Below are 23,883 nucleotides of genomic sequence, written 5' to 3'. Positions count from 1 at the left end.
CCAGATGTGTAGACGTGAGCGAAGTCCCTGTCTGGGGGGGCGGTGGGGGTGAACGCCGGAGGGAATGGACGCTACGCTGCTGAACATGCCGCCGCTCGCTGATCCTGATCTGAACGAACTGCACTCACATTACCTGAAGCTGCGCAGCGAGGTCGCCGGGCACAACCGCGCCTACTACGAGCAGGACGCGCCCACCATCCCCGACGACCAGTACGACGCCCTGGTCCGCGAACTGCGCGACCTCGAAGCGCGGCACCCCGCCTGGGCCGACGAGCACAGCCCCGCCCAGACGGTCGGCGGCGCGGTCTCCACCGCCTTCCAGCCGGTCACGCACCCCACCCCCATGACCAGCCTGGACAACGTCTTCAACGACGAAGAACTGCGCGAGTGGGGCGAGAAACTCGCCCGCTCCCTGAACCTCCCCCCCGAGTACGACGACTTCACCTTTACCGGCGAACTCAAGATCGACGGCCTGAGCGTGAACCTGTACTACCTGAACGGCGAACTCCAGTGGGCCGCCACCCGCGGCAACGGGCAGGTCGGCGAGATCGTCACCGACCAGGTCCTCACCATCCCCGGCATCCCCCGGAAACTTGAGGGCCTGACCGGTGAACTGGAGGTCCGCGGCGAGGTGTACATGAGCCGCGCGGACTTCGCCGCCTTCAACGCCCAGGCCGAGGAACTCGGCACGCCCCTGCTGAAAAACCCCCGCAACGGCGCGGCCGGCGCGCTGCGCCAGAAAGACCCGGAAGTCACCCGCACCCGCAACCTCAAGGCCATCCTATACGCGCTGGGCAAACGCGACGGCGTGCCCGCCCGCACCCAGGGCGAGGTGCTGGCCTGGCTGCGCGAGCGCGGCTTCCCCACCAGCGCGTACTCCGAGTCCCTGCACGGCCTGCAGGCCGCCGCCGACTACCACGCCCGCATGATCGCCGGGCGCAGCCGCTTCGAATTCGACGCGGACGGCACCGTCCTGAAACTCGACCCGCTGCGGCTGCAGGAGGAGGCCGGGTTCACCAGCCGCGCGCCCCGCTGGGCGATCGCGTACAAGTTCCCGGTGGAGGAGGTGGAAACCACCCTGGAGGCCATCACCGTGAACGTGGGCCGCACCGGGAAACTCGCGCCGCTCGCACACCTCTCGCCGCGGCTGATCGAGGGCAGCACCGTCAGCAAGGCCACCCTGCACAACGAGGACTTCATCGCCGAGATGGACCTGCGCATCGGGGACACCGTGGTCGTGCGCAAGTCCGGCGGGGTGATCCCGCAGATCATGCGCGTGGTGCTCGAAAAGCGCCCCGATACTGCCCAGCCCTACGCCTTCCCCACCACCTGCCCCGAATGCGGGCACGCCGCCACCCGCGCCGAGGGCGACGCCAACACCTACTGCCCCAACCCCGCCTGCCCCTCGCAGCAGTTCGAGCGCCTGCGCTACTTCGTGTCCCGCGGCGCCATGGACGTGCGCGGCATCGGGGAGAAACTCATCACGCAGCTGCTCGAACAGGGCCTCGTGCAGGACGCCGCCGGGCTGTACCGCCTGACCGCCGAGCAGCTCGCCGCGCTGGAACGCGGCGGGGAGAAAAAAGCGCAGAACGTCCTGGCGCAGCTCGACGCCAGCCGCACCCGGCCCCTGTGGAGACTGGTCAATGCCCTGGGCATGAACCACGTCGGCGAACGCAACGCCCAGGCCCTCGCCCGGCACTTCGGCACGCTGGACGCCCTGCTGGCCGCCACACCCGAGCAGATCGCGGCGGTACCCGGCATGGGCGGCGTGATCGCCCAGAGCGTGACCGCCGCGCTGCAGGACCCCACCATGCAGGGCCTGATCGCGCGCCTGCGCGAGGCCGGCCTGAGTCCGCAGGAGGAACAGACCGTGCGCGGCGAACAGCTCGCCGGACTGAACTTCGTGATCACCGGCACCCTGACCCGCCCCCGCGACGAGATCACGGCCCAGCTCGAAGGCGCCGGGGGCCGCGTGACCGGCAGCGTCACCAAGAAGACCAGTTACCTGATCGCCGGGGAGGAAGCAGGCAGCAAACTCGCCCGCGCGCAGGAACTCGGCGTGACCGTGCTGGACGAACCCGGTCTGGCCGCCCTGCTCGCCGAGCGCGGCGTGACTCCCGCCTGACGCGCGGGCACCGGACCCCGTACACTCGGGCCTCGCGGTCGGGCCCTGCCCCTTTCCGCCCGACCCACTAGACTGTCGTCACGCACTCAGCGGCGGCGCCCCGCTCCGGCGCCCCCGAAGGAAGACTCATGACCAACCCCGAGATCGAGATCAGCCGCCACGTCCTGCTGGACATCGCGGCCACCACCCTGGAAGGCATCCAGGGCGCCGAGATCGCCAGCGCCCCCATGAAGGTCGGCGAGGTGCTCCGCAACCAGAAAGGTGCGCGCAACCCCCGCGCCCTGAAAGTCACCCGCGAAGGCCAGGACGTCACCGTGGACCTGGGCCTGAACATCGAGTACGGCCAGAACCTCGTGAAGGTCTCCCAGCAGGCCCAGCGCGCCGTGTGCGAGAACATCGAGCTCATGACCGGCCTGAAGGTCCGCAACGTGAACGTCACCGTGCAGGGCGTGTGCCTGCCCAAAGGGAGCGCCGCTTGACCCGCCGCCGTGAGAAGGCCCCGCAGGCCGTCGGCACCCGCCGCGCCGCCCGCGAGTTCGTGTTCCGCGCGCTGTTCGAGGCGGACCGCGGCGACCTGCCGCTGGACGCCGTGTTCGCCCGCGCCGAGGGCGCCATGCTGAGCGGCGACGACACCTACCCCCGCCTGAACCCCGAGGCGCTGGAGTTCGCCGGACAGCTCGCCCGCGGCCTGGTCACGCACCGGGCCGAGATTGACGACCTGCTGCGCCGCACCATCCGCGGCTGGAGCTTCGAGCAGATGGCCCAGACGGACCTGAACGTGCTGCGGCTGGCCGCCTTCGAGATGACCCACACGCGGGAACCGCACCCGCCCGTGATCGAGAGTGCCGTGCGCATCGCCCGCAAGTTCGGCGGCGACGACTCCGGCCGGTTCGTGAACGGCGTGCTCGGCTCCCTGAGCCGCGCGCTGCAGACCGAAGCCCGTCCGCCTGCCGGCGCCGAACAGCCCACCCCCGGCCCCGAGCAGGCCGCGGACGCGCCGGACCGCGCTGAACCCCACGGGATGGAGACGCCTGACCCATGACCGCCGCTGACGCCCCTGCCGCCTCCGCCCGGGTGCTGGCCGGGCCGCCCGCCGCACAGGCGCTGCTGGACGACACCGCCCGGCGCGCAGCGCGGCTGCCGTTCACGCCCGAGATCGCCATCGTGCGCCTCGGGGAGGACCCGGCCAGCGTGTCGTACGTGCGGGGCAAGGACGCCAAGGCGAAGGAAACCGGCCTGAACAGCACCGTGCACGCCCTGCCGGACGCCACCACCGAGGCCGAACTGCTGGCATTGATCGGGCAGCTGAACACCGACCCGGCCGTAAACGGCATCCTGGTGCAGCTGCCCCTGCCGGCGCACATCAACGAGGAACGCGTCCTGAACGCCATCGACCCGGACAAGGACGTGGACGGCTTTCACCCCGTGAACGTGGGGCGGCTGTGGACGAACACGCCCGGGAACGTGCCCTGCACGCCCCAGGGCGTGATGTTCCTGCTGCGGCACTACGGCATCGAAGTGGCGGGCAGGCGGGTGGTGATGATCGGCCGCAGCAACATCGTGGGCCGCCCCATGGCCGGGCTGCTGGTGAACGCGCACGCCACCGTGACCGTCGCGCACAGCCGCACGCAGGACCTGCCCGCGGTCACCCGCGAGGCCGACATCCTGATCGCCGCGGTCGGCCGGGCGCACTTCGTGACGCCCGACATGGTAAAACCCGGCGCGGTGGTCGTCGACGTGGGTATCAACCGCGTGGAACGCCCCGGGAAGAAACCCCGCCTGCTGGGCGACGTTCACCCGGACGTCGCCAGTGTGGCGAGTGCCCTGACGCCTGTGCCGGGCGGCGTGGGCCCCATGACCATCGCGCAGCTGCTCGGAAACACCGTGGCGGCCGCCGAGCGGCAGCGCGCCTGAGCTGACGTCCCGCCCCCCCACCCGTCCGGCCCGCACCTCCGGGGCCGGACGGCCGCTACACTGACCGGACCCCCGGGGGCGCCCCGCCTCCCCTCCACTGACCCTATGACGAACCTTCTGGACCTTCTGAACAACCGCTGGCTGTGGACGGCCGTGATCGCCTCGACGTCCGCGCAGGTCATCAAGGTGCTGCTGGTGCTGCTGATCACCCGCCGCTGGCGGCCCGAGGTGTTTGCCGAGACGGGCGGCATGCCCAGCAGCCACAGCGCCATGGTCACCGCCCTCGCGACCGGCGTGGGCCTCACGCAGGGCTTTTCCAGCCCGCTGTTCGCGGCGACCGCCGTGTTCGCCCTGATCGTGATGTACGACGCGACCGGCGTGCGGCACAGCAGCGGCCAGCAGGCGCGGCTGCTGAACGAACTGATCGAGGAACTGCGCGCGGTGGTCCGCGAGGGCTTCGCGCCCATGCCGCTGCGGGTGCTGATGGGCCACACCTACCTGGAGGTGCTGGTGGGATCGCTGCTGGGCATCCTGATCGGCTGGCTGGCCTTCGCCGTGCTGGCCTGAAAAGGAAACGGAAGAGGGCGGGCGGAAGGGGACTCTCCCTTCCGCCCGCCTGAGGTTGACTTCGGTCAGACGGCCTGGGCGCCCACGCCGCGCAGCGCGCCCTCGATCAGGACGGCGAGGCGCTCGCGGGTGAAGGGCCGCTTGCCTTCCAGCAGGGTGGTCTCACCGGCGTGCAGGTGCCAGTGCTTGCTGCCGCCCATCAGGCGCAGGCTGACGCCCTTGAGGTCGGCGTGGCGGGGGCTGACGCCGGCGATCAGCAGCGGCTGGCCGTCGTGGTTCAGGCGCACGGTCATCACGGTCGTGGGCAGGTCGTAGGGCCGCTCCATGCGGTAGATGTAGTCCGGGAAATCCGCGACCTTCTCGAACGCCAGGCCCCGGGCCTGCGCCTCGGCGTCCAGCCAGCCGAGGAGTTCCAGCCACTGCGCGTACAACTGAGCATCTGATCCGTGTGCCATGTCGCCCGCCAGTGTACCGCCAAAGCGGCTGCGTCCGGGCGGCGCGTCCCGGGGCTGGCGCGGTCAGGTTCGCTGGCCTCTGACCGGTCGGTCAGGTATGCTGGGCCCATGCGTCTCCTGACCCTGACGGCCCTCGGACTGAGCCTCCTGACCGTGGCCAGCGCGGCCCCCAGCGCCGCCGCGGGGAAAGCCATCTACACCGCCAACTGCGCCGGCTGCCACGGCGCCAACGCCAAGGGCGTGGTCGGCCCCAGCCTCAAACTCGCCGCCACCTGGACGCCCGCGCAGTTCAAGACCGCCCTGGTGATCGGCAAGACGCCCAAGGGCGTGACCCTCAAACCCATGATGCCGCGCTTCACCAAGGGCTTCGCGCCCAAGACCGGCAAGGCCCCCACCGACGACCAGATCCGGAGCCTGCAGCTGTACATCAAGAGCCTGAAACCCTGAACGCGCCCGCCGCCCCCTCGGCCATCACGCGGATGCGCGCCCGGCGCGGCCATGGTCTGCTGACCGGCTGTGAAACGCGTGATCGTAATCGGAACGACCGGCAGCGGTAAGACCACCTTTGCCCGCACCCTCGCCGGAACCCTCGCCGTGCCGCACGGCGAGCAGGACGCCTGGTACCACCAGCCCGGCTGGGTGCCCGCCCCGCTGGCCTCGTTCCGCGCCCGGGTTGCGGCCTTTACCGCCGGGCCCGCCTGGGTGATGGACGGCAACTACAGCAAGGCCCGCGACATCGGCTGGGCGCACGCCGACACGCTGGTCTGGCTGGACTACCCGGGGCAGGTGGTGTTCTGGCGCGTCCTGACCCGCACGCTGCGGCGCGTGCTGGGCCGGCAGGAACTCTGGAACGGCAACCGCGAAACGGTGCGCGGCGCCCTCTCGCCCGAGGGGCCCGTGCGCTGGTTTTTCCGCACGCACTGGCGGCGGCGCCGGGACACGCCCGCACAGGCCGCCGCCTACCCGCACCTGCGCCTCGTGCGTCTGCGGACCCCGCGTGAGGCGGCGGCGTGGCTCGCCCGCGTGCCCCACGCGTCCCCCGCGCCCAGCTCAGACGCTCACCAGCAGCCGCCCGCCTGAGGCGTCCAGCGTGACCGCGCCGCCCTGCAGGGTCTCGCCGCTCAGCGCGTCCCGCCACGTTCCCACCGGCAGGGTCAGCGTGACCGGGTGCGGCTCGCCGCGGCGGCTGGCGAGCGCCACCGCCCGCTCCGCGCGGCCGTCCGCGTGCGTGACCTCCCGCAGGAACGCCAGCGCGTCGTCCTCGGCGTGCAGGAACCGCAGCGCGCCCGAGTGCAGGACCGGCGTGGCCCGCCGCACCGCGATCAAGGCCTTCACCTGCTCACGCAGCGCGCGGTCCCACTGCGCCTCGTCCCACGGCATCGGCTCACGGCACCACGGCATGTTCCCCGCGCGGGACTGCGAGAGGCCCACCTCCGAGCCATAATACGTGCACGGCACGCCCGCGTACGCCATCAGCAGCGTGAAGGCCGCCCGGAACTTCACCCGGTCCTCGCCCACCCGGAAGTGCGCCCGGCCGATGTCATGCGACTCGAGCAGGTTGAACATGCTGAGCGCCACCTCGGGCGGCAGGGCGTGGTACGCGTCCCACAGGATCTCCGCGACCTCCCCGCCGGTGATCCGGCTGGGCTCCCCGAAGTACGTGGCGCCCGCCAGCCACTGCATCACCGGCAGCCCGAACCCGTGGTAGTTCATGCTGCCGTCCTCGCCCTGGCCGTCCAGCGCGTGCTCCGGGTCGTAGAAGCGCTCCCCAAACACGTACGCATCGGCCCGTTCCTCCCGCGCCGCCGCCTTCAGCGCGCGGTGCAGCGGCAGGTTGTCCGCGTCTGACCCGCCGCCGCCGATCATGTGCGCCACGTCCAGCCGCCACCCGGCCGCGCCGCGCCGCAACCAGTGCCGCACCACGCTCTCCTCGCCGCTGAAGAACTCCTGCACCGCGTACTCGTTGCGGTAATCGATCTTCGGCAGGGTCGGCACGTCGAAGAACGAGTGGTACGGCGGTTTGCCCGGCGTGTCCCGCCACGTGAACAGCTGGCGTTCCGGGGCGTCCTCCCGCTCCAGCGCCGCGCGGAACAGGGCGTTCTCGTTGCCCATGTGGTTGAACACCCCGTCCAGCACGATGCGGATGCCTGCCTCGCCAGCCGACTGCACCAGCTCGTCCCAGGCGGCCTCTCCACCCAGGTGCGGGTCCACGCGGCGGTAGTCGCTGATGTCGTACCGGTGGTTGCTGGGCGACACGAAGATCGGCGTGAGCCACAGGGCCGTCACGCCCAGGTCCCGCAGGTACGGCAGCGCCTGCGTCACCCCGTTCAGGTCCCCGCCGTAATGCGCGTGAATGTCGCCCTCCTTGGAGACCGGCGTGTCCCACGCCACGTGCTCCACGGGCCGGCCCTCGTACTCGTACTCCCCGGTCACCACGTCGTTGCCCGGGTCGCCGTTGCGGAAGCGGTCCGGGAACACCTGATAGAACACCGCCTTCCACGCCCACTCGGGCGCCACGTGCCCCGGCAGGTACTGGAACCAGCTGCGGAATCCCCGCCGCGCATGGTGCAGGCCCAGCGCCGTCAGGTTCAGGTGATCGCCGGGCACGTTCAGCTGCCAGCAGTACCGCACCCGCGCGTCGTGCAGCGGCAGCTCCGCCTCGAACCAGCGGCCCGGCCCCGCCCGGCCACTTACCTCGTGGGCGTGGAACGTCTCGATCTCCCCGACCTGCACGACCTTCAGCGCCACGCCCTGCACCGGCAGCGTGGTCCGCAGCCGCACCCGCACCGTGCTGCCCAGCGGCGCGCCCAGCCGCTCCGTGTACCCCGGCGTGTGATCGTGCTGCGTGGCCTGTTCCCATTCCCCCATGTCTGCCCCCTGTGCCCGCCCAAACGCCTGTCGGCACGACCTGCCCCCGTCATCCCGGGAGGTCGTGCCGACAGGCGGCAAGCGTTGCCTGCGAATTTGAGGAGCAGTGTGCGGCCCCGCCCGCCGTTCGTCAACCGGGCCGGGCCATGGCGCCCCACTCCGCCTTCCGGATGACGGTTGAGATGAAAGCCCCCGCGTAGACTTGGAGGCATGATCGCCCGCCGTCAGACCGTCACCGTGAACGTGGGAGGCGTGAACATCGGCTCCGCTCACCCCATCGTCGTGCAGAGCATGACCAACACCGACACCGCCAACGCCGAGGCGACCGCCCTGCAGGTCGCGCAACTCGCCCGCGCCGGGTCGGAAGTCGTGCGCGTCACCGTGAACACCCGCGAGGCCGCCGCCGCCATCCCCGAGATCGTCCAGCGCCTCGCAGACCTGGGCCTCAGCGTGCCCCTCGTCGGGGACTTCCACTACAACGGCCACATCCTGCTGCGCGAGTACCCCGAAACCGCCCGGCTGCTCGCCAAGTACCGCATCAACCCCGGCAACGTCGGCGCGGGCCAGCACCACGACGCGAACTTCGCCACCATGATCGAGGTCGCCAAGGAGTACGACAAACCCGTGCGCATCGGCGTGAACTGGGGCAGCCTGGACCAGCAGGTCCTCGCCCGCCTGATGGACGAGAACACCGCCGCCGGCAGCCCCAAGAGCGGCACCGACGTCATGATTGACGCCATGGTCGTCAGCGCCCTGGAAAGCGCGCAGTACGCTGAACAGCTCGGCCTCCCACACGACAAGATCCTCATTTCCGTGAAGGTCAGCAGCGCCCCGGAACTCTGGCAGGTGTACCGCCAGCTCGCCGCGAAATGCGACTACCCCCTGCACCTCGGCCTCACCGAAGCCGGCATGGGCATGAAAGGCATGGTCGCCACCAGCGTCGCCCTCGCCCCCCTCCTCACCGAGGGCATCGGCGACACCATCCGCGTCAGCCTCACCCCCGAACCCGGCGCCAGCCGCAAACTCGAGGTGGAAGTCGCGCAGCAGATCCTCCAGAGCCTCGGCCTGCGCCAGTTCCTCCCGCAGGTCACCAGCTGCCCCGGCTGCGGCCGCACCACCTCCCAGTTCTTCCAGGAACTCGCCCAGAAAATCCAGGACTACATCCGCGACGCCATGCCCGAATGGAAAGGCCGCTACCCAGGCGTGGAAGACATGCAGGTCGCCGTGATGGGCTGCATCGTGAACGGCCCCGGCGAGAGCAAACACGCCAACATCGGCATCAGCCTGCCCGGCACCGGCGAGGACCCCCGCGCGCCCGTCTACCAGGACGGCAAACTCCTCACCACCCTGAAGGGCCCCCGCATCGCCGAGGACTTCCAGGCCTTGCTGGAAAAATACGTGCAGGACCGCTACGGCCGGGACCAGCCCGTGGCCGGCTGACCGGCTCCCTTGAGCGCTGACCTGCCGGTGATGACCCGCCTCGTTCACGAGCGCTGGGGCGGCGGTCCCGCCCCGACCGGCCGTGGTGAGGCCGCGCTGGAACGGGTGGCCCGCCGTCACGGGTGGAGCGTCGAGCCGCTCCCGGCGTCAGGCGCCACCTCGTACACCACGGCAGCGTGGCGGGACCGGTTCGGGGGGCCGCTGGGCTGGACCCTCCTGACCGGCCACGTGGCCGCCGTATCCACCCGGGAGCCGGAATTCGGCCTGCCGCCCACCTTTCACCTCACGTCGAACGGTCCGCTGCACGACGCCCTGAGCGCCGACGGCCAGCTCACCCTTCCCGACGCCGACTGGCTGACCGGGGACCTGACACCCGGGGAACTCGTCGCCCTGCTCAGCGGCCCGGCCGGGGGCGGCTGGGAGGCGTACAGCGTGCGCTACTGGCGGCCCCGCACCCGCGCCGAGGTGCTGTTCAACCACTGGGACTGACGGCCGGACCGGCGGCTCAGACGAATTCCTGCCGGGCGGGCGCGGCGGGCGTATGGTGGGCGCATGAACGTGTGGGGCGTGGGCGGACTGGAGAACGAGGTGGGCGCAGCCTTCGCTGAGGAAGTCGTGCAGGACGGTGCATTCGCCCTGGTGGAAGCCTTCGAGGTGGCCGTGGACCCGGACACCGACTTCCTGGCCGCCGAGGAAGGCCACCGCGCGCTGGCCGCCGCGGAAATCCTCGCCGCGGCCCTGAGCGGCGAGACGGCGGGCCTGACTGACGCGGGCCTGCGGGCCTGGGTGCAGGGCGCCGACCGGGCGACCCTGGAACCGCTGGTGCCGCAGGCGAGAGAGGCGCTGGAGCGGACCCTGGGGCCGGACAGTGAACTGCCGGACCTGTGGGAGGACGGCGAGGACGCGGAGCGATGGCGTGGCTACGTGCAGAGCGTCCGCGCCCAGCTGGGCTGAGTTTCCGCCTTCCCGTCACTTCCCGAGGACATGCATGACGACCCCCCCCGCCGAGCAGGCCCCGCTGCGCCTGCTGCTGATCGACAACTACGACTCGTTCACGTACAACCTGGTGCAGTACTTCGGTGAGCTGGGCGCCGACCTGACCGTGTGGCGCAACGACGCCTTCACCCTGGACGACGTGCGCGCCCTGAACCCGGACGCGATCGTGGTGTCCCCCGGCCCGTGCACGCCCACCGAGGCGGGCCTGAGCGTGCCCGTAATCCGCGAGTTGGGGCCCGAGTACCCGCTGCTGGGCGTGTGCCTGGGGCACCAGAGCATCGGGCAGGCGTACGGCGCGCAGGTCACGCGGGCCGCGCGGCCGGTGCACGGCAAGACCAGCCCCGTGCGGCACGACGGGCAGGGCCTGTTCGCGGGCCTGCCGGACGGCGTGCAGGTCACGCGGTACCACAGCCTGATCGTGAAGGACCTGCCGCCGGAACTGCAGGCGACCGCCTGGACGGACGATCCGGACGAGGTGATCGTGATGGCCCTGCGTCACCGCGAGCACCCGGTGTTCGGCGTGCAGTTCCACCCGGAGAGCATCGAGACGCCCACCGGCATGAGCATGCTGGCGAACTTCCTCGCGGAGGTCCGCGCCTTCCGCGCCGCGGGGACCGCGTGAGCGCAGCGGGGAGCATGATTCACGCCCGGCTGATGAACGGGGACGTGCTCACGCGGGAGCAGGCCACGCAGTTCATGCGGGAGGTCATGGGCGGCGAGATGAGCAGCGCCCGGCTGGCCGCGTCCCTGGCGGCGCTGCGCGTTCGGGGGGAGACGCCCGAGGAGATCGCGGGCTTCGCGCAGGTGATGCGCGAGCACGCCCTGACCCTGGACGTCCGCCCGCGCGACGTGCTGCTGGACGTCGTCGGGACCGGCGGGGACGGCGCGAACACCTTCAACGTCAGCACCACGACCGTGTTCGTGCTGGCAGGCGCCGGGGTGCCCATCGCCAAGCACGGGAACCGCGCGGCCAGCAGCCGGTCGGGCAGTGCCGACGTGCTGGAGATGCTGGGCGTGAACCTGGACGCCCCGCCCGAGGTCGTCCGGGACGCCATCGACGAGCTGGGCATCGGGTTCATGTTCGCCCGCAACTACCACCCGGCCCTGCGGCACGCCGCGGCGGTGCGCGGGGACCTCGCGGCCCGCACGGTGTTCAACATCCTGGGCCCGCTCGCCAACCCGGCCGGCGCCACGCACCTGCTGGTGGGCGTGTACAGCCCGGAGCTGACCCACACCATCGCGGACGTGCTGCGCCTCCTGGGCGCCCGGGGGGCGACGGTCGTGAACGGCAGCGGCCTGGACGAGTTCACCGTGTGCGGCCCGAACACCGTGACCGGCCTGCGGGACGGCGAGCTGATCGACCGGGTGATTCACCCGGAGGAGGCGGGCCTGCGCGTGTACCCGAAAGACGCCGTGCGGGGCGGCACGCCCGAGGAGAACGCGCAGATCACCCGGGACCTGCTGACCGGGAAGGGCACGCCCGCGCAGCAGGACATCGTGGCCCTGAACGCCGGCGCGGCGCTGCGCACGGTGGGGCAGGTGGGCAGCATCCGCGAGGGCGTGGAGGTGGCCCGCGAGGTGATGCGCGGCGGGCAGGGCTGGGACGTGCTGCAGCGGTACGCGGCCTTCACGCACCGCGCCGCGGACCCGGCTTAACCCTGGTCGGGGCGGGCCGCCGTGAGCCGGCGGTGGTAGTTCACCTGCCCCAGGTGCCAGCCCAGGTGGCCGTACAGGTGCAGCAGGAACGCCCCGGTGGTGGTGTCCGGCGCGAACGAGGGCGGCAGGTGCGGGTGCGGCAGGGTCAGGCGCGCGTCGTCCAGGCTGCGCAGGGTGCGCCCCACGATGTCCCGGGTGTGCTCCAGTTCGCTCAGGAGCTCGGCGCGTGGCACGTCCCGCCGGGCGAACTCCGCGTCCCGGTCGCGGCGGTAAGGCTCGCCGCCCAGCGCGTCGCCGATCAGGGCGCGCAGGTTGCCGGTCAGGTGCAGGGCCAGCGTGCCCGCCGGGTTCACGATGTCCCCCTGCACCCGCCACAGGCCCGCCTCGTCCGGGTAGGCGCGCAGCTCGTTCATCAGGCTGGTGAGGTCTCGGTCGAACAGGGCCGCGAGGTCACGGTGCATGCCGCAGCATAGACCCCGGCGGCCCGCAACTGCCCCCTAGTTGAAGGGCAGCAGCAGCTTGCCTTCCAGCGGCGTGCTGAGCACGATGCTGGTGTCGCAGGTAAAGCCCATGCCGATCAGTTCGCCCAGCAGCGTTTCCAGGCTGCCCACGTCCGGCAGCGCGACTTTCAGGATGCAGCTGTTGTCCCCGGTGACGCTGTGGCATTCGAGCACCCCGTCGTGCTTCGCGGCCCAGCGGATCAGGGCCGGGTCGTTGCGGCCGCTGTCCTGCACGCCGATAAACGCCGTGATGTTGCGGCCCAGCGGCCGGGGCGCGACGCGCACGCCGTACCCGAGAATCACGCCGGCGTCCTCCATGCGGCGCACGCGTTCGGTCACGGCGGGCGCGGAAAGGCCCACACGGCGGCCGAGTTCCCGCATGGACAGGCGGGAATCCTGCTGCAGTTCCTGAAGGATGCGGTGGTCCAGGGTGTCGAGGTGGTGGCTGTTCTGTTTCATTCGTCTCCGGGGGCGGGGGCGGGCACGCGGCGTGGGCCGGGCTGACCCTTAAATGAAGGCATCTTATCAATTGAAAGGCGGGACGTGGCATTTGAAGTGTGTCTGGTGGCGCCGGCCCCACCCCCCGACCCGCTCCGGCCATTCCAAAGCGGCCCGGACAGCCCGGAAAATAAGGGCGATACGTCCTGCGTCTCCACCCACACGTTCCGCGCCGCGTTCTGCTCTTCCCCCGAACGTGCCGCTTCCCCCTGAAGGGGCGTATCCCCATGTGCCCACCCCCGCCGCGGCCCGCCCCCTCCCGGGCGCCCACGGCGCGCCCAGATCCCGTCCACCCGCGTCTTCTCACCCCGTCCGTTTCACGCCTCAGGAGGAACCATGTCCCGATCCGACGACCGCGCCCTGCACCCGCAGGCCACCATCCGCAGTCAGCTGATGCTCCCGCGCAACCACCGCGCCGCCAAATGGGCGGACGTGCCCGACGAGCAGTGGTACGACTGGAAGTGGCAGCTGAAAAACCGCATCAACAGCGTCGCCGAACTCGAGGAAGTGCTGGTCCTCACCGAAAGTGAACGCAAGGGCGCGAGCGCCGAGGGCATCTTCCGCCTGGACATCACCCCGTACTTCGCCAGCCTCATGGACCGCGAGGACCCCACCTGCCCCGTGCGCCGCCAGGTGATTCCCACCGAGGAAGAACTCCAGCCGTTCACGTCCATGATGGAAGACAGCCTGGCCGAGGACAAGCACAGCCCCGTGCCCGGTCTGGTGCACCGCTATCCCGACCGCGTGCTGATGCTCGTCACCACGCAGTGCGCCAGCTACTGCCGCTACTGCACCCGCAGCCGCATCGTGGGCGACCCCACCGAGACCTTCAACCCCGCCGAGTACGAGCAGCAGCTGAACTACCTGCGCAACACCCCCCAGGTGCGCGACGTGCTGCTCTCCGGCGGCGACCCCCTCACCCTGGCCCCCAAGGTTCTGGGCCGCCTGCTCGCCGAACTGCGCAAGATCCCCCACATCGAGATCATCCGCATCGGCACGCGCGTCCCGGTGTTCATGCCCATGCGCGTCACGCAGGAACTGTGCGACACCCTGGCCGAACACCACCCGCTGTGGATGAACATCCACGTGAACCACCCCAAGGAAATCACCCCGGAAGTCGCCGACGCCTGCGACCGCCTCACCCGCGCCGGCGTGCCCCTCGGCAACCAGAGCGTGCTGCTGCGCGGCGTGAACGACCACGCCGTGATCATGCAGAAACTCGTGCGGGAACTCGTGAAGATCCGCGTGCGCCCCTACTACATCTACCAGTGTGACCTCGTGCACGGCGCCGGCCACCTGCGCACCACCGTCAGCAAGGGCCTGGAGATCATGGAAAGCCTGCGCGGCCACACCAGCGGGTACAGCGTGCCCACCTACGTCGTGGACGCCCCCGGCGGCGGCGGCAAGATCCCCGTCGCGCCCAACTACGTCCTGTCGCACAGCCCCGAGAAACTCATCCTGCGCAACTTCGAGGGCTACATCGCCGCGTACAGCGAACCCACCGATTACACCGGCCCGGACATGGCCGTCCCCGAGGACTGGGTCCGCAAGGAACCCGGCCAGAGCGGCATCTACGGCCTGATGGAAGGCGAGCGGATCAGCATCGAACCCAAGGAGTTCAGCGAGTCCCGCCACCGCCCCGGCTCCGTGCAGCACCGCCTGAACAGCCGCGAGGACAAGTGGGCCGCGCACGGCATCGGCGCGCAGACCGACCACGCCGGCCACATGGACGCGGGCGTAAGTGACACCGCCCCCGACGGCATGGTCGAAACGCCCCAGCCCGTCAGCGGCGACTGAACCGCCTGCCCTGAATCCCCGAGTGCCCTCACCCCGATGGAGACCGAGTCATGACCACCCTGCCCAAACCCCGTCAGCCTGAACTGAAGACCGCCCTGCCCGGCCCCCGCTCGCAGGACATCATGGCCCGCGACAAGATGCACCTGTCCACCAGCTACATGCGCCCCTACCCCTTCGTGCCGGACCACGGCGAGGGCGTGTGGCTCACCGACGTGGACGGGAACACCATGCTGGACTTCTTCGCGGGGATCGCCGTGAGCACCACCGGGCATGCGCACCCGCACGTCGTGAAGGCCGTGCAGGAGCAGATCGGGAAGTTCACGCACGTGTGCCTGACCGACTACCCTCAGGAGATCACCACCAGCCTCGCGGAGCGGCTCGTGAAGCACGTGGAGCGGCCCCTGGCGGACGGCAGCACCGAGAAGTGGCGCGTGTTCTTCAGCAACAGCGGCGCGGAGGCCGTGGAAGCGGCCGTGAAGCTGGCCCGCAACCACACCGGGCGGCAGCACATCATCTCCACCATGGGGTCCTTCCACGGCCGCACGTACGGCGCGATCACCCTGACCGGCAGCAAGACGAAGTACAAGCGCGGCTTCGGGCCGCTGCTGCCGGCCGTGAGCCACGTGCCGTACCCCAACCCTTTCCGCCCGCCGCTGGGCAGCACGCCGGAAACCTGCGGTCAGGCCGTCATCGACCACATCGAGGGGCTGTTCGTGGGCATCCTCCCGGCCGACGAGGTCGCGGCGATCATCGTGGAGCCCATGCAGGGCGAGGGCGGGTACATCGTGCCGCCTGCGGACTTCCTCCCGAAACTGCGCCAGTTGTGCGACAAGCACGGCATCCTGCTGATCTACGACGAGGTGCAGGCCGGGATGGGCCGCACCGGGAAGATGTTCAGCTACCAGCACTTCGGGAACGGCGGCCAGGACTGCCAGCCGGACATCATCACCTCCGCCAAGGGCATCGCCTCCGGCATGCCGCTGGGTGCGCTGCTCGCCAAGGAAAGCGTGATGACCTGGCCGGTGGGCTCGCACGGCAGCACGTACGGCGGGAACCCGGTCGCGGCGGCGGCGGCGCACGCCACGCTGGACCTGCTGGAAGGCCGGGTGCAGCACCCCGGCTGCGGCGCGAGCCTGATGGAGAACGCCGCTCAGGTCGGCGCGTACATCATGGCCGAGCTGAAGAAGATGCAGACCGAGTTCCCCTTCCTGGGTGACGTGCGCGGCGAGGGCCTGTTCATCGGGATGGAGTTCGTGCAGCCCGACGGCACCCCGGACGGCGCCCTGCGGGACCGGGCCAGCATGCGGATGTTCGAGAAGGGCCTGCTGAACCTGGACTGCGGGGAGGCCGTGATCCGCATCAGCCCGCCCCTGATCCTGACCCGCGAGGACGCCGAGACGGGCCTGGGCATCATGCGCGAGGCGCTGGCCGAACTGGCCGGGTAAGCCGCCCCGGGCGTTCACCGGCCCTTGATGTCGGAGGCCTGGAAAGCGCCCAGACCGTAGAATGAGCACAGACAGCTGAGCCCCGCCGTACGCGGGGCTGGGAGCCGCCCCCACAGGCGGCCCACGGTGGAGACAGGTCAAGCGGCCTGTCTCCGTTTCGCTGTGGACACGTCTGGAGGTACACGATGAACGGAACAGTCAGGATCTCGCCAGGGCAGCTCACCGCCCTGACCCTCCTCGGTGGCAGCAGCGCGCTGGCCGCCAGCAGCAGCCACGGGGAGCTGCTGTTCGGTCTCTTCTGGGTGGTGCTGGCCGCCTCCCTGCTCGGCGCCGCCGCCTCCAGACTGGGCGTGCCCGCCGTGGTCGGGCAGGTGCTGGCCGGTATCGTGATCGGCCCCAGCCTGCTGAACCTCGTGCAGCCCGGCGACTTCTTCCTCACCCTGGCGGAACTCGGGGCGATCTTCCTGCTGTTCATGGTGGGCCTGGAAACCCGCTTCAAGGACCTGCTCGCCGTGGGCAAGGAAGCGCTGCTGGTCGCGGTGCTGGGCATCGCGTTCCCCCTCGCGCTGGGCTTCGGGTTCGGGCTGTGGCAGGACCAGTCGAACGTCAGCGCGCTCTTTGTCGGCACGGCCCTGGTCGCCACATCCGTGGGCATCACCGCCAAGGTCCTCCAGGAGATCGGCGTGCTGGACGCCCGCTTCGCCCAGGTGATCCTCGGCGCGGCCGTCATCGACGACATCCTGGGCCTCACCCTGCTGGCCGTGGTCGCCAGCCTCGGGGCCGGGCAGGGCCTCACCGGCACGCAGGTCGCCGTGACCCTTGGCCTCAGCGTGGGTTTCGTGGCGCTGGTGCTGGCGGTGGGCATTCCCCTGATCCGCCGCTTCCAGAGCCGACTGCAGAGCATCAGCGTGGCGCGGGCCTTCAACGTCGCCATCGTCGTCGGGCTGGGCGTGGCCGCCCTGAGCAGCGTGGCCGGGCTCGCCCCCATCATCGGCGCGTTCCTGGCCGGCATGGTTCTGGCCGAGGTGAAGGACCAGGTGGAGTTCGAGTCGAAGGTGCACGCCATCGAGGCGTTCCTGGCCCCGGTGTTCTTCGTGGTGGTAGGCCTGCAACTGGACGTGGCGGCCCTCGGCAGCGTGCAGGTGCTGATCGCCGGCAGCGTCCTGACGGTCCTGGCCGTGATCGGCAAGGTGCTCGGCGGGGTTCTCGGCGCGCGCAGCATGGGCGGCCGGGACGCCCTGCTGGTGGGCCTGGGCATGGTCCCGCGCGGCGAGGTCGGATTGATCGTCGCCAGCCTCGGCCTCGGGGCCGGGATCATCGGCAAGACCGAGTACGCCCAGGTGATCCTGATGGTGCTGCTCACCACCCTGCTCGCTCCTCTCGTCCTGCGCGCCCTGCTCAGGGGCCAGCCCCGCGCCGCGGCGCCCGCCACCTAGGGCCGGCTGCCGAGCGCCCAGCCGATCTGGTCGGCCTCGTCCTGCAGGATGCGCAGCAGGCCGTCCCGGCCTCGCAGGCGCGCGGTGGGCAGGCTGACCCCCAGCGCCGCCATGACGCCCGCGTCCGACCGGACCGGCACCGCCAGGGCGCTGGTGCCCGGCGCCCACTCGTCCACCGCCTGCGCGAACCCGGCCGCGCGGATCTCCCGGGCGGCCGCGGTCCAGGCGGCCGGGGTGGTGACCGTCCGGTCCGTGAATGCCTCAGCGTCCGGGGGGAGAGGCTGCTCGGCCAGCGCGAGCAGCAGTTTGCCGCCAGCGGTGGCGTGCGCGGGCAGCTCGAACCGCGTCTCGCCCATGACGGTCCCGCCGGACCGGGCGGGCGTGTCGCGACCCTGCACGCTGCGGGCCACGCACAGCACGCGCGGGCCGTCCAGCACGCTCACGAAGGTGAGATGGTGGGTGCGCCGCGCGACGCGTTCCATGGCGGCGTGCGCGTGCGGGTACCAGGGCAGGCTGCCGTACAGCGCGCTGGAGAGTTTCAGCAGGCGCCAGCCCAGGCCGTAGCGCCCGCGCCCCAGTTTGGTGAGAAGGCCGCTGTGGGTCAGGGTGAGCAGCTGTTCGTGCACGCTGGACACCGGCTGGTTCAGCTGTCGGGCCAGGGCACTGAGCGTCCACTGGGTGTGGTCGGCATCAAACAGTTCCAGCAGGGCCACGGCGTGCTGCACGGTGGACCGGGTGCGCGCGGGAGGCATGCGGGCACTGTAGCGGCTTTTCGAATATTCCGGAAAGATGCCTTGAGGGGCGACCCGCCAACCCGGACCATGGGGGCACATTCAAACCCCGCACCACTCAGGGAGGACCCCCATGACCCAGACCGACACCGCCCCCGTGATCCGCGCTCCCCGCGGCGCCCAGAAAACCGCCCGCGGCTGGGTGCAGGAAGCCGCCAAGCGCATGCTGATGAACAACCTCGACCCCGAGGTGGCCGAGCACCCCGACACCCTGGTCGTGTACGGCGGGCGCGGCAAGGCCGCCCGCAGCTGGGAGGCCTTCCACAAGATCGTGGAGACCCTCGACCGCCTCGCGGACGACGAGACCCTGCTGATCCAGTCCGGCAAGCCCGTCGCGGTGCTGAAGACGAACGAATGGGCGCCGCGCGTGCTGCTCGCCAACAGCAACCTCGTGCCGCACTGGGCGAACTGGGAAACCTTCGACAAGCTGGACCAGGCCGGCCTGATGATGTACGGCCAGATGACCGCCGGGTCCTGGATCTACATCGGCACGCAGGGCATCCTGCAGGGCACCTACGAGACCTTCGCGGGCGCCGCGAACAAGCACTTCGGCGGCACCCTGAAACACACCATCACTGTCACCGCCGGCCTGGGCGGCATGGGCGGCGCGCAGCCCCTCGCAGTGAAGCTCGCCGGCGGCGTGAGCATCAACATCGAGATCGACCCCACCCGCATCCAGAAGCGCCTGGAAACCCGTTACCTGGACGAGGTCGCCGACAGCCTGGAAGACGCCATCCGCCGCGCCGAACAGTACAAGAAAGCCGGCGTGGCCCGCTCCATCGGCGTGCAGGGCAATGCCGCCGAACTGGTCCCGCAGCTCGTCAGCCTGAACTGGACCCCGGACCTCCTCACCGACCAGACCAGCGCCCACGACCCCATGTGGGGCTACATCCCGGTGCTCACCCCTGACGAGGACGCGAACACCCTCCGCGCCGACCACCCGGACGAGTACCGCCGCCGGGCGTACGACGCCATGGCCGCGCACGTCCGGGCCATGCTGGAACTCCAGAAACGCGGCGCCGTGACCTTCGATTACGGCAACAACCTGCGCCAGCGGGCCTTCGAGTGGGGCGTGCAGGACGCCTTCGACTACCCCGGGTTCGTGCCGGCCTTCATCCGCGACAGCTTCTGCGAGGGCCGCGGGCCGTTCCGCTGGGTGGCGCTCTCCGGCGACCCGGAGGACATCCGCGCCACCGACCAGGCGCTGCTCGAACTCTTCCCGCACGACGAACGCCTGCAGAACTGGTTGACCTACGCCGCCGACCAGATCGCCTTCCAGGGCCTGCCCGCCCGGATCTGCTGGCTGGGCTACAAGGAACGCCACCAGGCGGGGCTGCTGTTCAACCAGATGGTCGCCGACGGCCGCGTCAAGGCGCCCATCGTGATCGGCCGCGACCACCTGGACGCCGGCAGCGTCGCCAGCCCCTACCGCGAGACGGAGGCCATGAAGGACGGCAGTGACGCCGTGAGCGACTGGGCGCTGCTGAACTTCGGGGTCGGCATCGCGTCGGGCGCCAGCTGGATGAGCTTCCACCACGGCGGCGGCGTGGGCCTGGGCTTCAGCCAGCACGCCGGCCTGGTGATCGTCGCCGACGGCACGCCCGAAAGCGCCCGGAAACTGGAACGGGCCCTCACCAACGACCCGGGCATGGGCGTCATCCGCCACGCCGACGCCGGGTACGACCTCGCCCTGGACGTCGCCCGGGAGCGCGGCATCGACCTGCCCAGCCTGGGCATCGAAGACCACGCATGAGCACGCCTGCCCACCTGCCGTACGGCGGCGTCGCCACGTTCGCCCGCGCCCCGCAGGTGCAGCCCGGCGGGGACTGGCAGGCGGACGTGGGCGTGCTGGGCGTGCCCTTCGACATCGCGCTGGGCTTCCGGCCGGGCGCACGGTTCGCGCCCCGCGCCCTGCGTGAGGCGTCCCTGCGCAGCGTGCCGCCCTTCAGCGGCCTGGACGGCACGGTGCGGCTCGCGGGCGTGACCTTCGCCGACGCCGGGGACGTGGTGCTGCCCAGCCTGGAACCGGAACTGATGCGCGACCGCACCACCGCCGCCGCCCGGGAGGTCCGGGCGCGCTGCCGCCTGCCGGTGTTCCTGGGCGGCGACCACAGCGTGAGCTTTCCGCTGCTGCGCGCCTTCCACGACGTGCCGGACCTGCACGTCGTGCAGCTCGACGCGCACCTGGACTTCACGGACGTGCGCAACGACACGCGCTACAGCAACAGCAGCCCCTTCCGCCGGGCGTGCGAGGCCCTGCCGAACCTCACCCACATCACGACCGTCGGTCTGCGCGGCCTGCGCTTCGATCCGGAGGCCGTGGCGGCCGCGCGGGCCCGCGGCCACACCCTGATTCCCATGACGGACGTCACCCGCGATCTGGGGGCGGTGCTGGACGCGCTGCCCACCGGGAAGAACGTGTACCTCAGCATCGACGTGGACGGACTGGACCCGGCTGTGCTGCCCGGCACGTCCAGCCCCGAACCGGACGGCTTCACGTACGCGCAGGCCATGGCGGTCCTGGCGGCTGCCGCGCAGCGCAACACCGTGGTGGGCCTGGACCTTGTGGAACTCGCCCCGAACCTGGACCCCAGCGGCCGCAGCGAACTGCTGATGGCCCGCCTGATCATGGAGACGCTGTGCGAGGCCGGCCTGGACGGGGGCCGCCGTGACTGAGACGCTCTACACGAACATCACCCAGCTGGTCACCGCCCGGCCCGGCCCGCAGCGCGGCGCGGCCATGCGCGACCTGCAGGTGATTCCCGACGCTGCGCTGCTCGTGCGGGACGGCGTGATCGCCTGGGTGGGGGAGAGGACCGCCGCGCCCACCGCCGCGCGCACCCACGACCTGGGCGGCGTGGCGGTCGTGCCGGGCCTGACCGACCCGCACACGCACGCCGTGTGGGCCGGGGACCGCCTCGCGGACTTCGAGGCGCGGATTTCCGGCGTGCCGTACGAGGAGATGCTGGCGCGGGGCGGCGGCATCCGCAGCACCATGCGCGCGACCGCGGCGGCCAGCGTGGAGGACCTGATCGCCCTGGCCCGCCCGCGCCTTCAGGCCCTGCGCGCCTCGGGCGTCACGACCGCCGAGGTGAAAAGCGGCTACGGCCTGGACTTTGGCGCCGAACGGCGCATGCTGGCCGCCGTCCGCGCCCTCCAGCCGGAGTTCGGGCTGGTGCCCACCCTGCTCATTCACGTCCCGCCCACCGAGGCCCGCGCCGAGTACGTGCAGGGCGTGTGCGAGGACCTGATTCCCCAGGTGGCCCGTGAGGGGCTGGCCGGGGCGGTGGACGTCTTCTGCGAGAAGGAGGCCTTCACCGTGGCCGAAACCCGCCGGATCTTCACGGCGGCGCGGGCGCACGGCCTGCACCTGAAACTGCACGCCGACCAGTTCCAGACACTCGGCGGAACCGAACTCGCCTGCGAGCTGGGCGCCCTGAGCGTGGACCACCTGGAAGCCAGCGGCGCGGCGCAGGTTGCCGCCCTGGCCGCCTCGGACACCGTGGCGACCGTCCTGCCGGGCGTGACCCTGCACCTGGGCCTCCCGGCCGCGCCCGGCCGCGCGCTGATCGACGCGGGCGCCCTCCTGGCGGTCGGCACCGACCTGAACCCGGGCAGCTCGCCGCTGTTCAGCGCGCAGCTGGCCCTGGCCCTGGCGGTGCGCCTGAACGGCCTGACCCCCGCCGAGGCGCTGACGGCCGGCACGGTGAACGCCGCGCACGCCCTGGGCCTCACGGACCGCGGCGCCCTGGCACCCGGCCAGCGGGCGGACTTCCTGGCCCTGCACAGCGCCGACTGGCGCGACCTGACCTACACGCTCGGCGGCAACCCCGTCCGGGACGTCTTCACCGGAGGAACCCCCGCATGATTCTGGATCAGCACCTCACCCTGGAGCAGTTCATCGCCGTCGTGCGCGGCGGGGAGGCCGTCACCCTGGCCGACGCCGCGCGGACCCGGATCGGGCGGGCGCGGGCCGTGATCGAGCGGATCGTGGAGGGCGACACCCCGGTGTACGGCGTGAACACCGGCTTCGGGAAGTTCGCGAACGTGCAGGTGCCCCGCGCGGACCTGGAACAGCTGCAGCACAACCTGATCATGTCCCACGCGATCGGCGTGGGCGAACCCCTCCCGGCGGAGGTGGTGCGCGGCATGCTGCTGCTGCGTGCGCAGTCCCTGGCGCTGGGGCACTCCGGGGTGCGTGTGGAGGTCGTGGAACTGCTGCTCACGCTGCTGAACGCCGGGGCGCACCCGGTCGTGCCGGCGCAGGGCAGCGTGGGCGCGTCCGGCGACCTCGCGCCGCTCGCGCACCTGGCGCTGGCCCTGATCGGGATGGGCGAGGTGGAGCACGGCGGCCGCGTGCAGCCGGCCGCGGACGTGCTGGCCGCGCTGGGCGCCGCACCCCTGCAACTGCAAGCCAAAGAGGGCCTGGCGCTGATCAACGGCACGCAGCTGATGGGCAGCCTGCTGGCCCTGGCCCTGCACGACGCGCGGACCCTGCTGGGCACCGCGAACCTCGCGGCGGCCATGACGGTGGAGGCCATGTACGGCTCGCACCGCCCCTTTCAGCCGGACGTGGTGGGCCTGCGCCCGCATCCGGGCGCGGTGGCGGTGGCGACCGAGCTGCGGCAGTTCCTGCGGGATTCGGAGATCGCGCCCAGCCACGCCGTCGGGGACGGCAAGGTGCAGGACGCCTACAGCCTGCGCGCCGCCCCGCAGGTGCACGGCGCCTCGGCCGACGCCCTGACGCACGCCGCGCGGGTGCTGGACACCGAGTTCGCGTCCGTGACCGACAACCCCCTGATCTTCCCGGACACCGGGGACGTGGTGTCCGGCGGGAACTTTCACGGGCAGCCGCTCGCGGTGACCATCGACGCGCTGAAGGTCGCGGTGGCGGAACTGGGCAGCATCAGTGAACGGCGCTGCGAGCAGCTGCTCAACCCGTCCCTGAGCGGCCTGCCGGGGTTCCTGACGCCGCAGGGCGGGCTGAACAGCGGGTTCATGATCGCGCAGTACACGGCCGCCGCGCTGGTCAGCGAGAACAAGGTCCTGGCGCACCCGGCCAGCGTGGACACCATTCCCACCAGCGCCAACCAGGAGGACCACGTGTCCATGGGCGCGCACGGGGCACGGCAGCTGCGCGCCGTGCTGGAGAACGTGCAGAACGTCCTGGGCATCGAGCTGATGTGCGCCGCGCAGGCCCTGGACTTCCAGCAGCTGCGCGCCGGGCGGGGCGTGCAGGCCGCCTGGGAGTACCTGCGCCGCCACATTCCGAACATGACGCAGGACCGCTACTACCGCCCGGACCTGATCCGGATCGTGGAGATGGTGAAGTCCGGCGAGCTGCTGCGCGTGGCGCAGGACGCTTAATCGCGCAGGCGCCGCACGCCAGGAGGCC

At 71.2% G+C, this 23,883-nt stretch carries 24 protein-coding genes; 19 read left to right on the top strand and 5 right to left on the bottom strand.

Annotation, left to right across the window (positions count from 1 at the left end; all coding sequences use genetic code 11):
- Positions 1 to 85 precede the first annotated feature (85 nt).
- From ligA to DFI_RS09010, 5 genes are all read left to right on the top strand, one after another.
- Entirely contained in the window at positions 86 to 2,125 is a 2,040-nt protein-coding gene (gene ligA, locus DFI_RS09030) for an NAD-dependent DNA ligase LigA (protein WP_027461854.1), read from the top strand.
- 128 nt (positions 2,126 to 2,253) lie between these two features.
- The gene (locus DFI_RS09025; protein WP_027461853.1) at positions 2,254 to 2,604 is read left to right on the top strand and encodes an Asp23/Gls24 family envelope stress response protein; all 351 of its coding nucleotides are present in this window, start codon (positions 2,254 to 2,256) and stop codon (positions 2,602 to 2,604) included.
- Positions 2,601 to 3,167, top strand: a complete 567-nt coding sequence (gene nusB, locus DFI_RS09020) for a transcription antitermination factor NusB (protein ID WP_051307421.1) — start codon at positions 2,601 to 2,603, stop codon at positions 3,165 to 3,167. Before DFI_RS09025 ends, nusB begins: the two co-directional genes overlap by 4 nt.
- Entirely contained in the window at positions 3,164 to 4,039 is an 876-nt protein-coding gene (locus DFI_RS09015; RefSeq protein WP_027461852.1) for a bifunctional 5,10-methylenetetrahydrofolate dehydrogenase/5,10-methenyltetrahydrofolate cyclohydrolase, read from the top strand. The genes nusB and DFI_RS09015 overlap by 4 nt, the downstream gene beginning before the upstream one ends.
- A gap of 105 nt (positions 4,040 to 4,144) precedes the next feature.
- On the top strand, positions 4,145 to 4,606 hold the full coding sequence (locus DFI_RS09010) for a divergent PAP2 family protein (protein ID WP_022801628.1): 462 nt from the start codon (positions 4,145 to 4,147) through the stop codon (positions 4,604 to 4,606).
- A 65-nt stretch (positions 4,607 to 4,671) separates the two neighbouring features.
- On the opposite strand, the gene DFI_RS09005 is transcribed toward DFI_RS09010, so the two are convergent.
- A complete protein-coding gene (locus DFI_RS09005) occupies positions 4,672 to 5,061 on the bottom strand; it encodes an NADH-quinone oxidoreductase subunit 15 (protein WP_027461851.1) in 390 nt (129 codons plus the stop codon).
- Positions 5,062 to 5,169: 108 nt separating this feature from the next.
- Here DFI_RS09005 and DFI_RS09000 point away from each other — a divergent pair, with 108 nt between their 5' ends.
- Together DFI_RS09000 and DFI_RS08995 are read left to right on the top strand one after the other, a co-directional pair.
- Complete coding sequence (locus tag DFI_RS09000; protein WP_051307420.1) at positions 5,170 to 5,508, top strand: c-type cytochrome; 339 nt, start codon at positions 5,170 to 5,172, stop codon at positions 5,506 to 5,508.
- A 69-nt stretch (positions 5,509 to 5,577) separates the two neighbouring features.
- Positions 5,578 to 6,141, top strand: a complete 564-nt coding sequence (locus tag DFI_RS08995; protein ID WP_051307419.1) for a P-loop NTPase family protein — start codon at positions 5,578 to 5,580, stop codon at positions 6,139 to 6,141.
- On the opposite strand, the gene DFI_RS08990 is transcribed toward DFI_RS08995, so the two are convergent.
- Positions 6,112 to 7,929 carry an alpha-amylase family glycosyl hydrolase gene (locus DFI_RS08990; RefSeq protein WP_027461850.1) on the bottom strand — a complete coding sequence of 606 codons (1,818 nt, stop codon included), beginning with the start codon at positions 7,927 to 7,929 and terminating at the stop codon, positions 6,112 to 6,114. The two genes, DFI_RS08995 and DFI_RS08990, sit on opposite strands and share 30 nt — an antisense overlap.
- 210 nt (positions 7,930 to 8,139) lie before the next feature.
- Here DFI_RS08990 and ispG point away from each other — a divergent pair, with 210 nt between their 5' ends.
- The 5 genes from ispG (at position 8,140) to trpD (ending at position 12,021) form a co-directional block, all read left to right on the top strand.
- The gene (ispG, locus tag DFI_RS08985; RefSeq protein WP_027461849.1) at positions 8,140 to 9,369 is read left to right on the top strand and encodes a flavodoxin-dependent (E)-4-hydroxy-3-methylbut-2-enyl-diphosphate synthase; all 1,230 of its coding nucleotides are present in this window, start codon (positions 8,140 to 8,142) and stop codon (positions 9,367 to 9,369) included.
- Between the two features lie 30 nt (positions 9,370 to 9,399).
- Positions 9,400 to 9,858 carry a hypothetical protein gene (locus DFI_RS08980; protein WP_027461848.1) on the top strand — a complete coding sequence of 153 codons (459 nt, stop codon included), beginning with the start codon at positions 9,400 to 9,402 and terminating at the stop codon, positions 9,856 to 9,858.
- Positions 9,859 to 9,921: 63 nt separating this feature from the next.
- A complete protein-coding gene (locus tag DFI_RS08975; protein ID WP_027461847.1) occupies positions 9,922 to 10,323 on the top strand; it encodes a DUF4259 domain-containing protein in 402 nt (133 codons plus the stop codon).
- A 34-nt stretch (positions 10,324 to 10,357) separates the two neighbouring features.
- Positions 10,358 to 10,987 (top strand): anthranilate synthase component II, encoded by a 630-nt coding sequence (locus DFI_RS08970; RefSeq protein WP_027461846.1) that lies wholly within the window; start codon positions 10,358 to 10,360, stop codon positions 10,985 to 10,987.
- A gap of 14 nt (positions 10,988 to 11,001) precedes the next feature.
- On the top strand, positions 11,002 to 12,021 hold the full coding sequence (gene trpD, locus DFI_RS08965) for an anthranilate phosphoribosyltransferase (RefSeq protein ID WP_027461845.1): 1,020 nt from the start codon (positions 11,002 to 11,004) through the stop codon (positions 12,019 to 12,021).
- Here trpD and DFI_RS08960 read toward each other — a convergent pair.
- Positions 12,018 to 12,482 (bottom strand): DinB family protein, encoded by a 465-nt coding sequence (locus DFI_RS08960; protein WP_027461844.1) that lies wholly within the window; start codon positions 12,480 to 12,482, stop codon positions 12,018 to 12,020. The genes trpD and DFI_RS08960 overlap by 4 nt on opposite strands.
- Positions 12,483 to 12,518: 36 nt before the next feature.
- Positions 12,519 to 12,980 carry an Lrp/AsnC family transcriptional regulator gene (locus DFI_RS08955; RefSeq protein ID WP_022801639.1) on the bottom strand — a complete coding sequence of 154 codons (462 nt, stop codon included), beginning with the start codon at positions 12,978 to 12,980 and terminating at the stop codon, positions 12,519 to 12,521.
- A 375-nt stretch (positions 12,981 to 13,355) separates the two neighbouring features.
- Here DFI_RS08955 and DFI_RS08950 point away from each other — a divergent pair, with 375 nt between their 5' ends.
- From DFI_RS08950 to DFI_RS08940, 3 genes are all read left to right on the top strand, one after another.
- Positions 13,356 to 14,816: a KamA family radical SAM protein gene (locus DFI_RS08950; RefSeq protein WP_027461843.1), complete on the top strand. Its 1,461-nt coding sequence runs from the start codon at positions 13,356 to 13,358 to the stop codon at positions 14,814 to 14,816.
- A gap of 50 nt (positions 14,817 to 14,866) precedes the next feature.
- Positions 14,867 to 16,261, top strand: a complete 1,395-nt coding sequence (locus DFI_RS08945) for an acetyl ornithine aminotransferase family protein (RefSeq protein ID WP_027461842.1) — start codon at positions 14,867 to 14,869, stop codon at positions 16,259 to 16,261.
- Positions 16,262 to 16,446: 185 nt separating this feature from the next.
- Entirely contained in the window at positions 16,447 to 17,697 is a 1,251-nt protein-coding gene (locus tag DFI_RS08940; protein WP_081425673.1) for a cation:proton antiporter, read from the top strand.
- Here DFI_RS08940 and DFI_RS08935 read toward each other — a convergent pair.
- Positions 17,694 to 18,449 carry an IclR family transcriptional regulator gene (locus DFI_RS08935; RefSeq protein WP_027461841.1) on the bottom strand — a complete coding sequence of 252 codons (756 nt, stop codon included), beginning with the start codon at positions 18,447 to 18,449 and terminating at the stop codon, positions 17,694 to 17,696. The genes DFI_RS08940 and DFI_RS08935 overlap by 4 nt on opposite strands.
- A 112-nt stretch (positions 18,450 to 18,561) precedes the next feature.
- Between DFI_RS08935 and hutU the strand changes: the two genes are divergently transcribed.
- The 4 genes from hutU to hutH are packed head-to-tail and all read left to right on the top strand — an operon-like array spanning position 18,562 to position 23,855.
- Entirely contained in the window at positions 18,562 to 20,241 is a 1,680-nt protein-coding gene (hutU, locus tag DFI_RS08930) for a urocanate hydratase (RefSeq protein ID WP_027461840.1), read from the top strand.
- Positions 20,238 to 21,164: an arginase family protein gene (locus tag DFI_RS08925; protein ID WP_027461839.1), complete on the top strand. Its 927-nt coding sequence runs from the start codon at positions 20,238 to 20,240 to the stop codon at positions 21,162 to 21,164. Before hutU ends, DFI_RS08925 begins: the two co-directional genes overlap by 4 nt.
- Positions 21,157 to 22,356, top strand: coding sequence for an imidazolonepropionase (hutI, locus tag DFI_RS08920; RefSeq protein WP_027461838.1), 1,200 nt, complete (start codon positions 21,157 to 21,159; stop codon positions 22,354 to 22,356). The genes DFI_RS08925 and hutI overlap by 8 nt, the downstream gene beginning before the upstream one ends.
- The gene (gene hutH / locus DFI_RS08915; protein ID WP_027461837.1) at positions 22,353 to 23,855 is read left to right on the top strand and encodes a histidine ammonia-lyase; all 1,503 of its coding nucleotides are present in this window, start codon (positions 22,353 to 22,355) and stop codon (positions 23,853 to 23,855) included. Before hutI ends, hutH begins: the two co-directional genes overlap by 4 nt.
- Positions 23,856 to 23,883 lie beyond the last annotated feature (28 nt).

The sequence above is a fragment of the Deinococcus ficus genome, assembly GCF_003444775.1.
Classification (GTDB): domain Bacteria; phylum Deinococcota; class Deinococci; order Deinococcales; family Deinococcaceae; genus Deinococcus; species Deinococcus ficus.
This window is presented reverse-complemented; position numbering and strand designations above follow the sequence as displayed.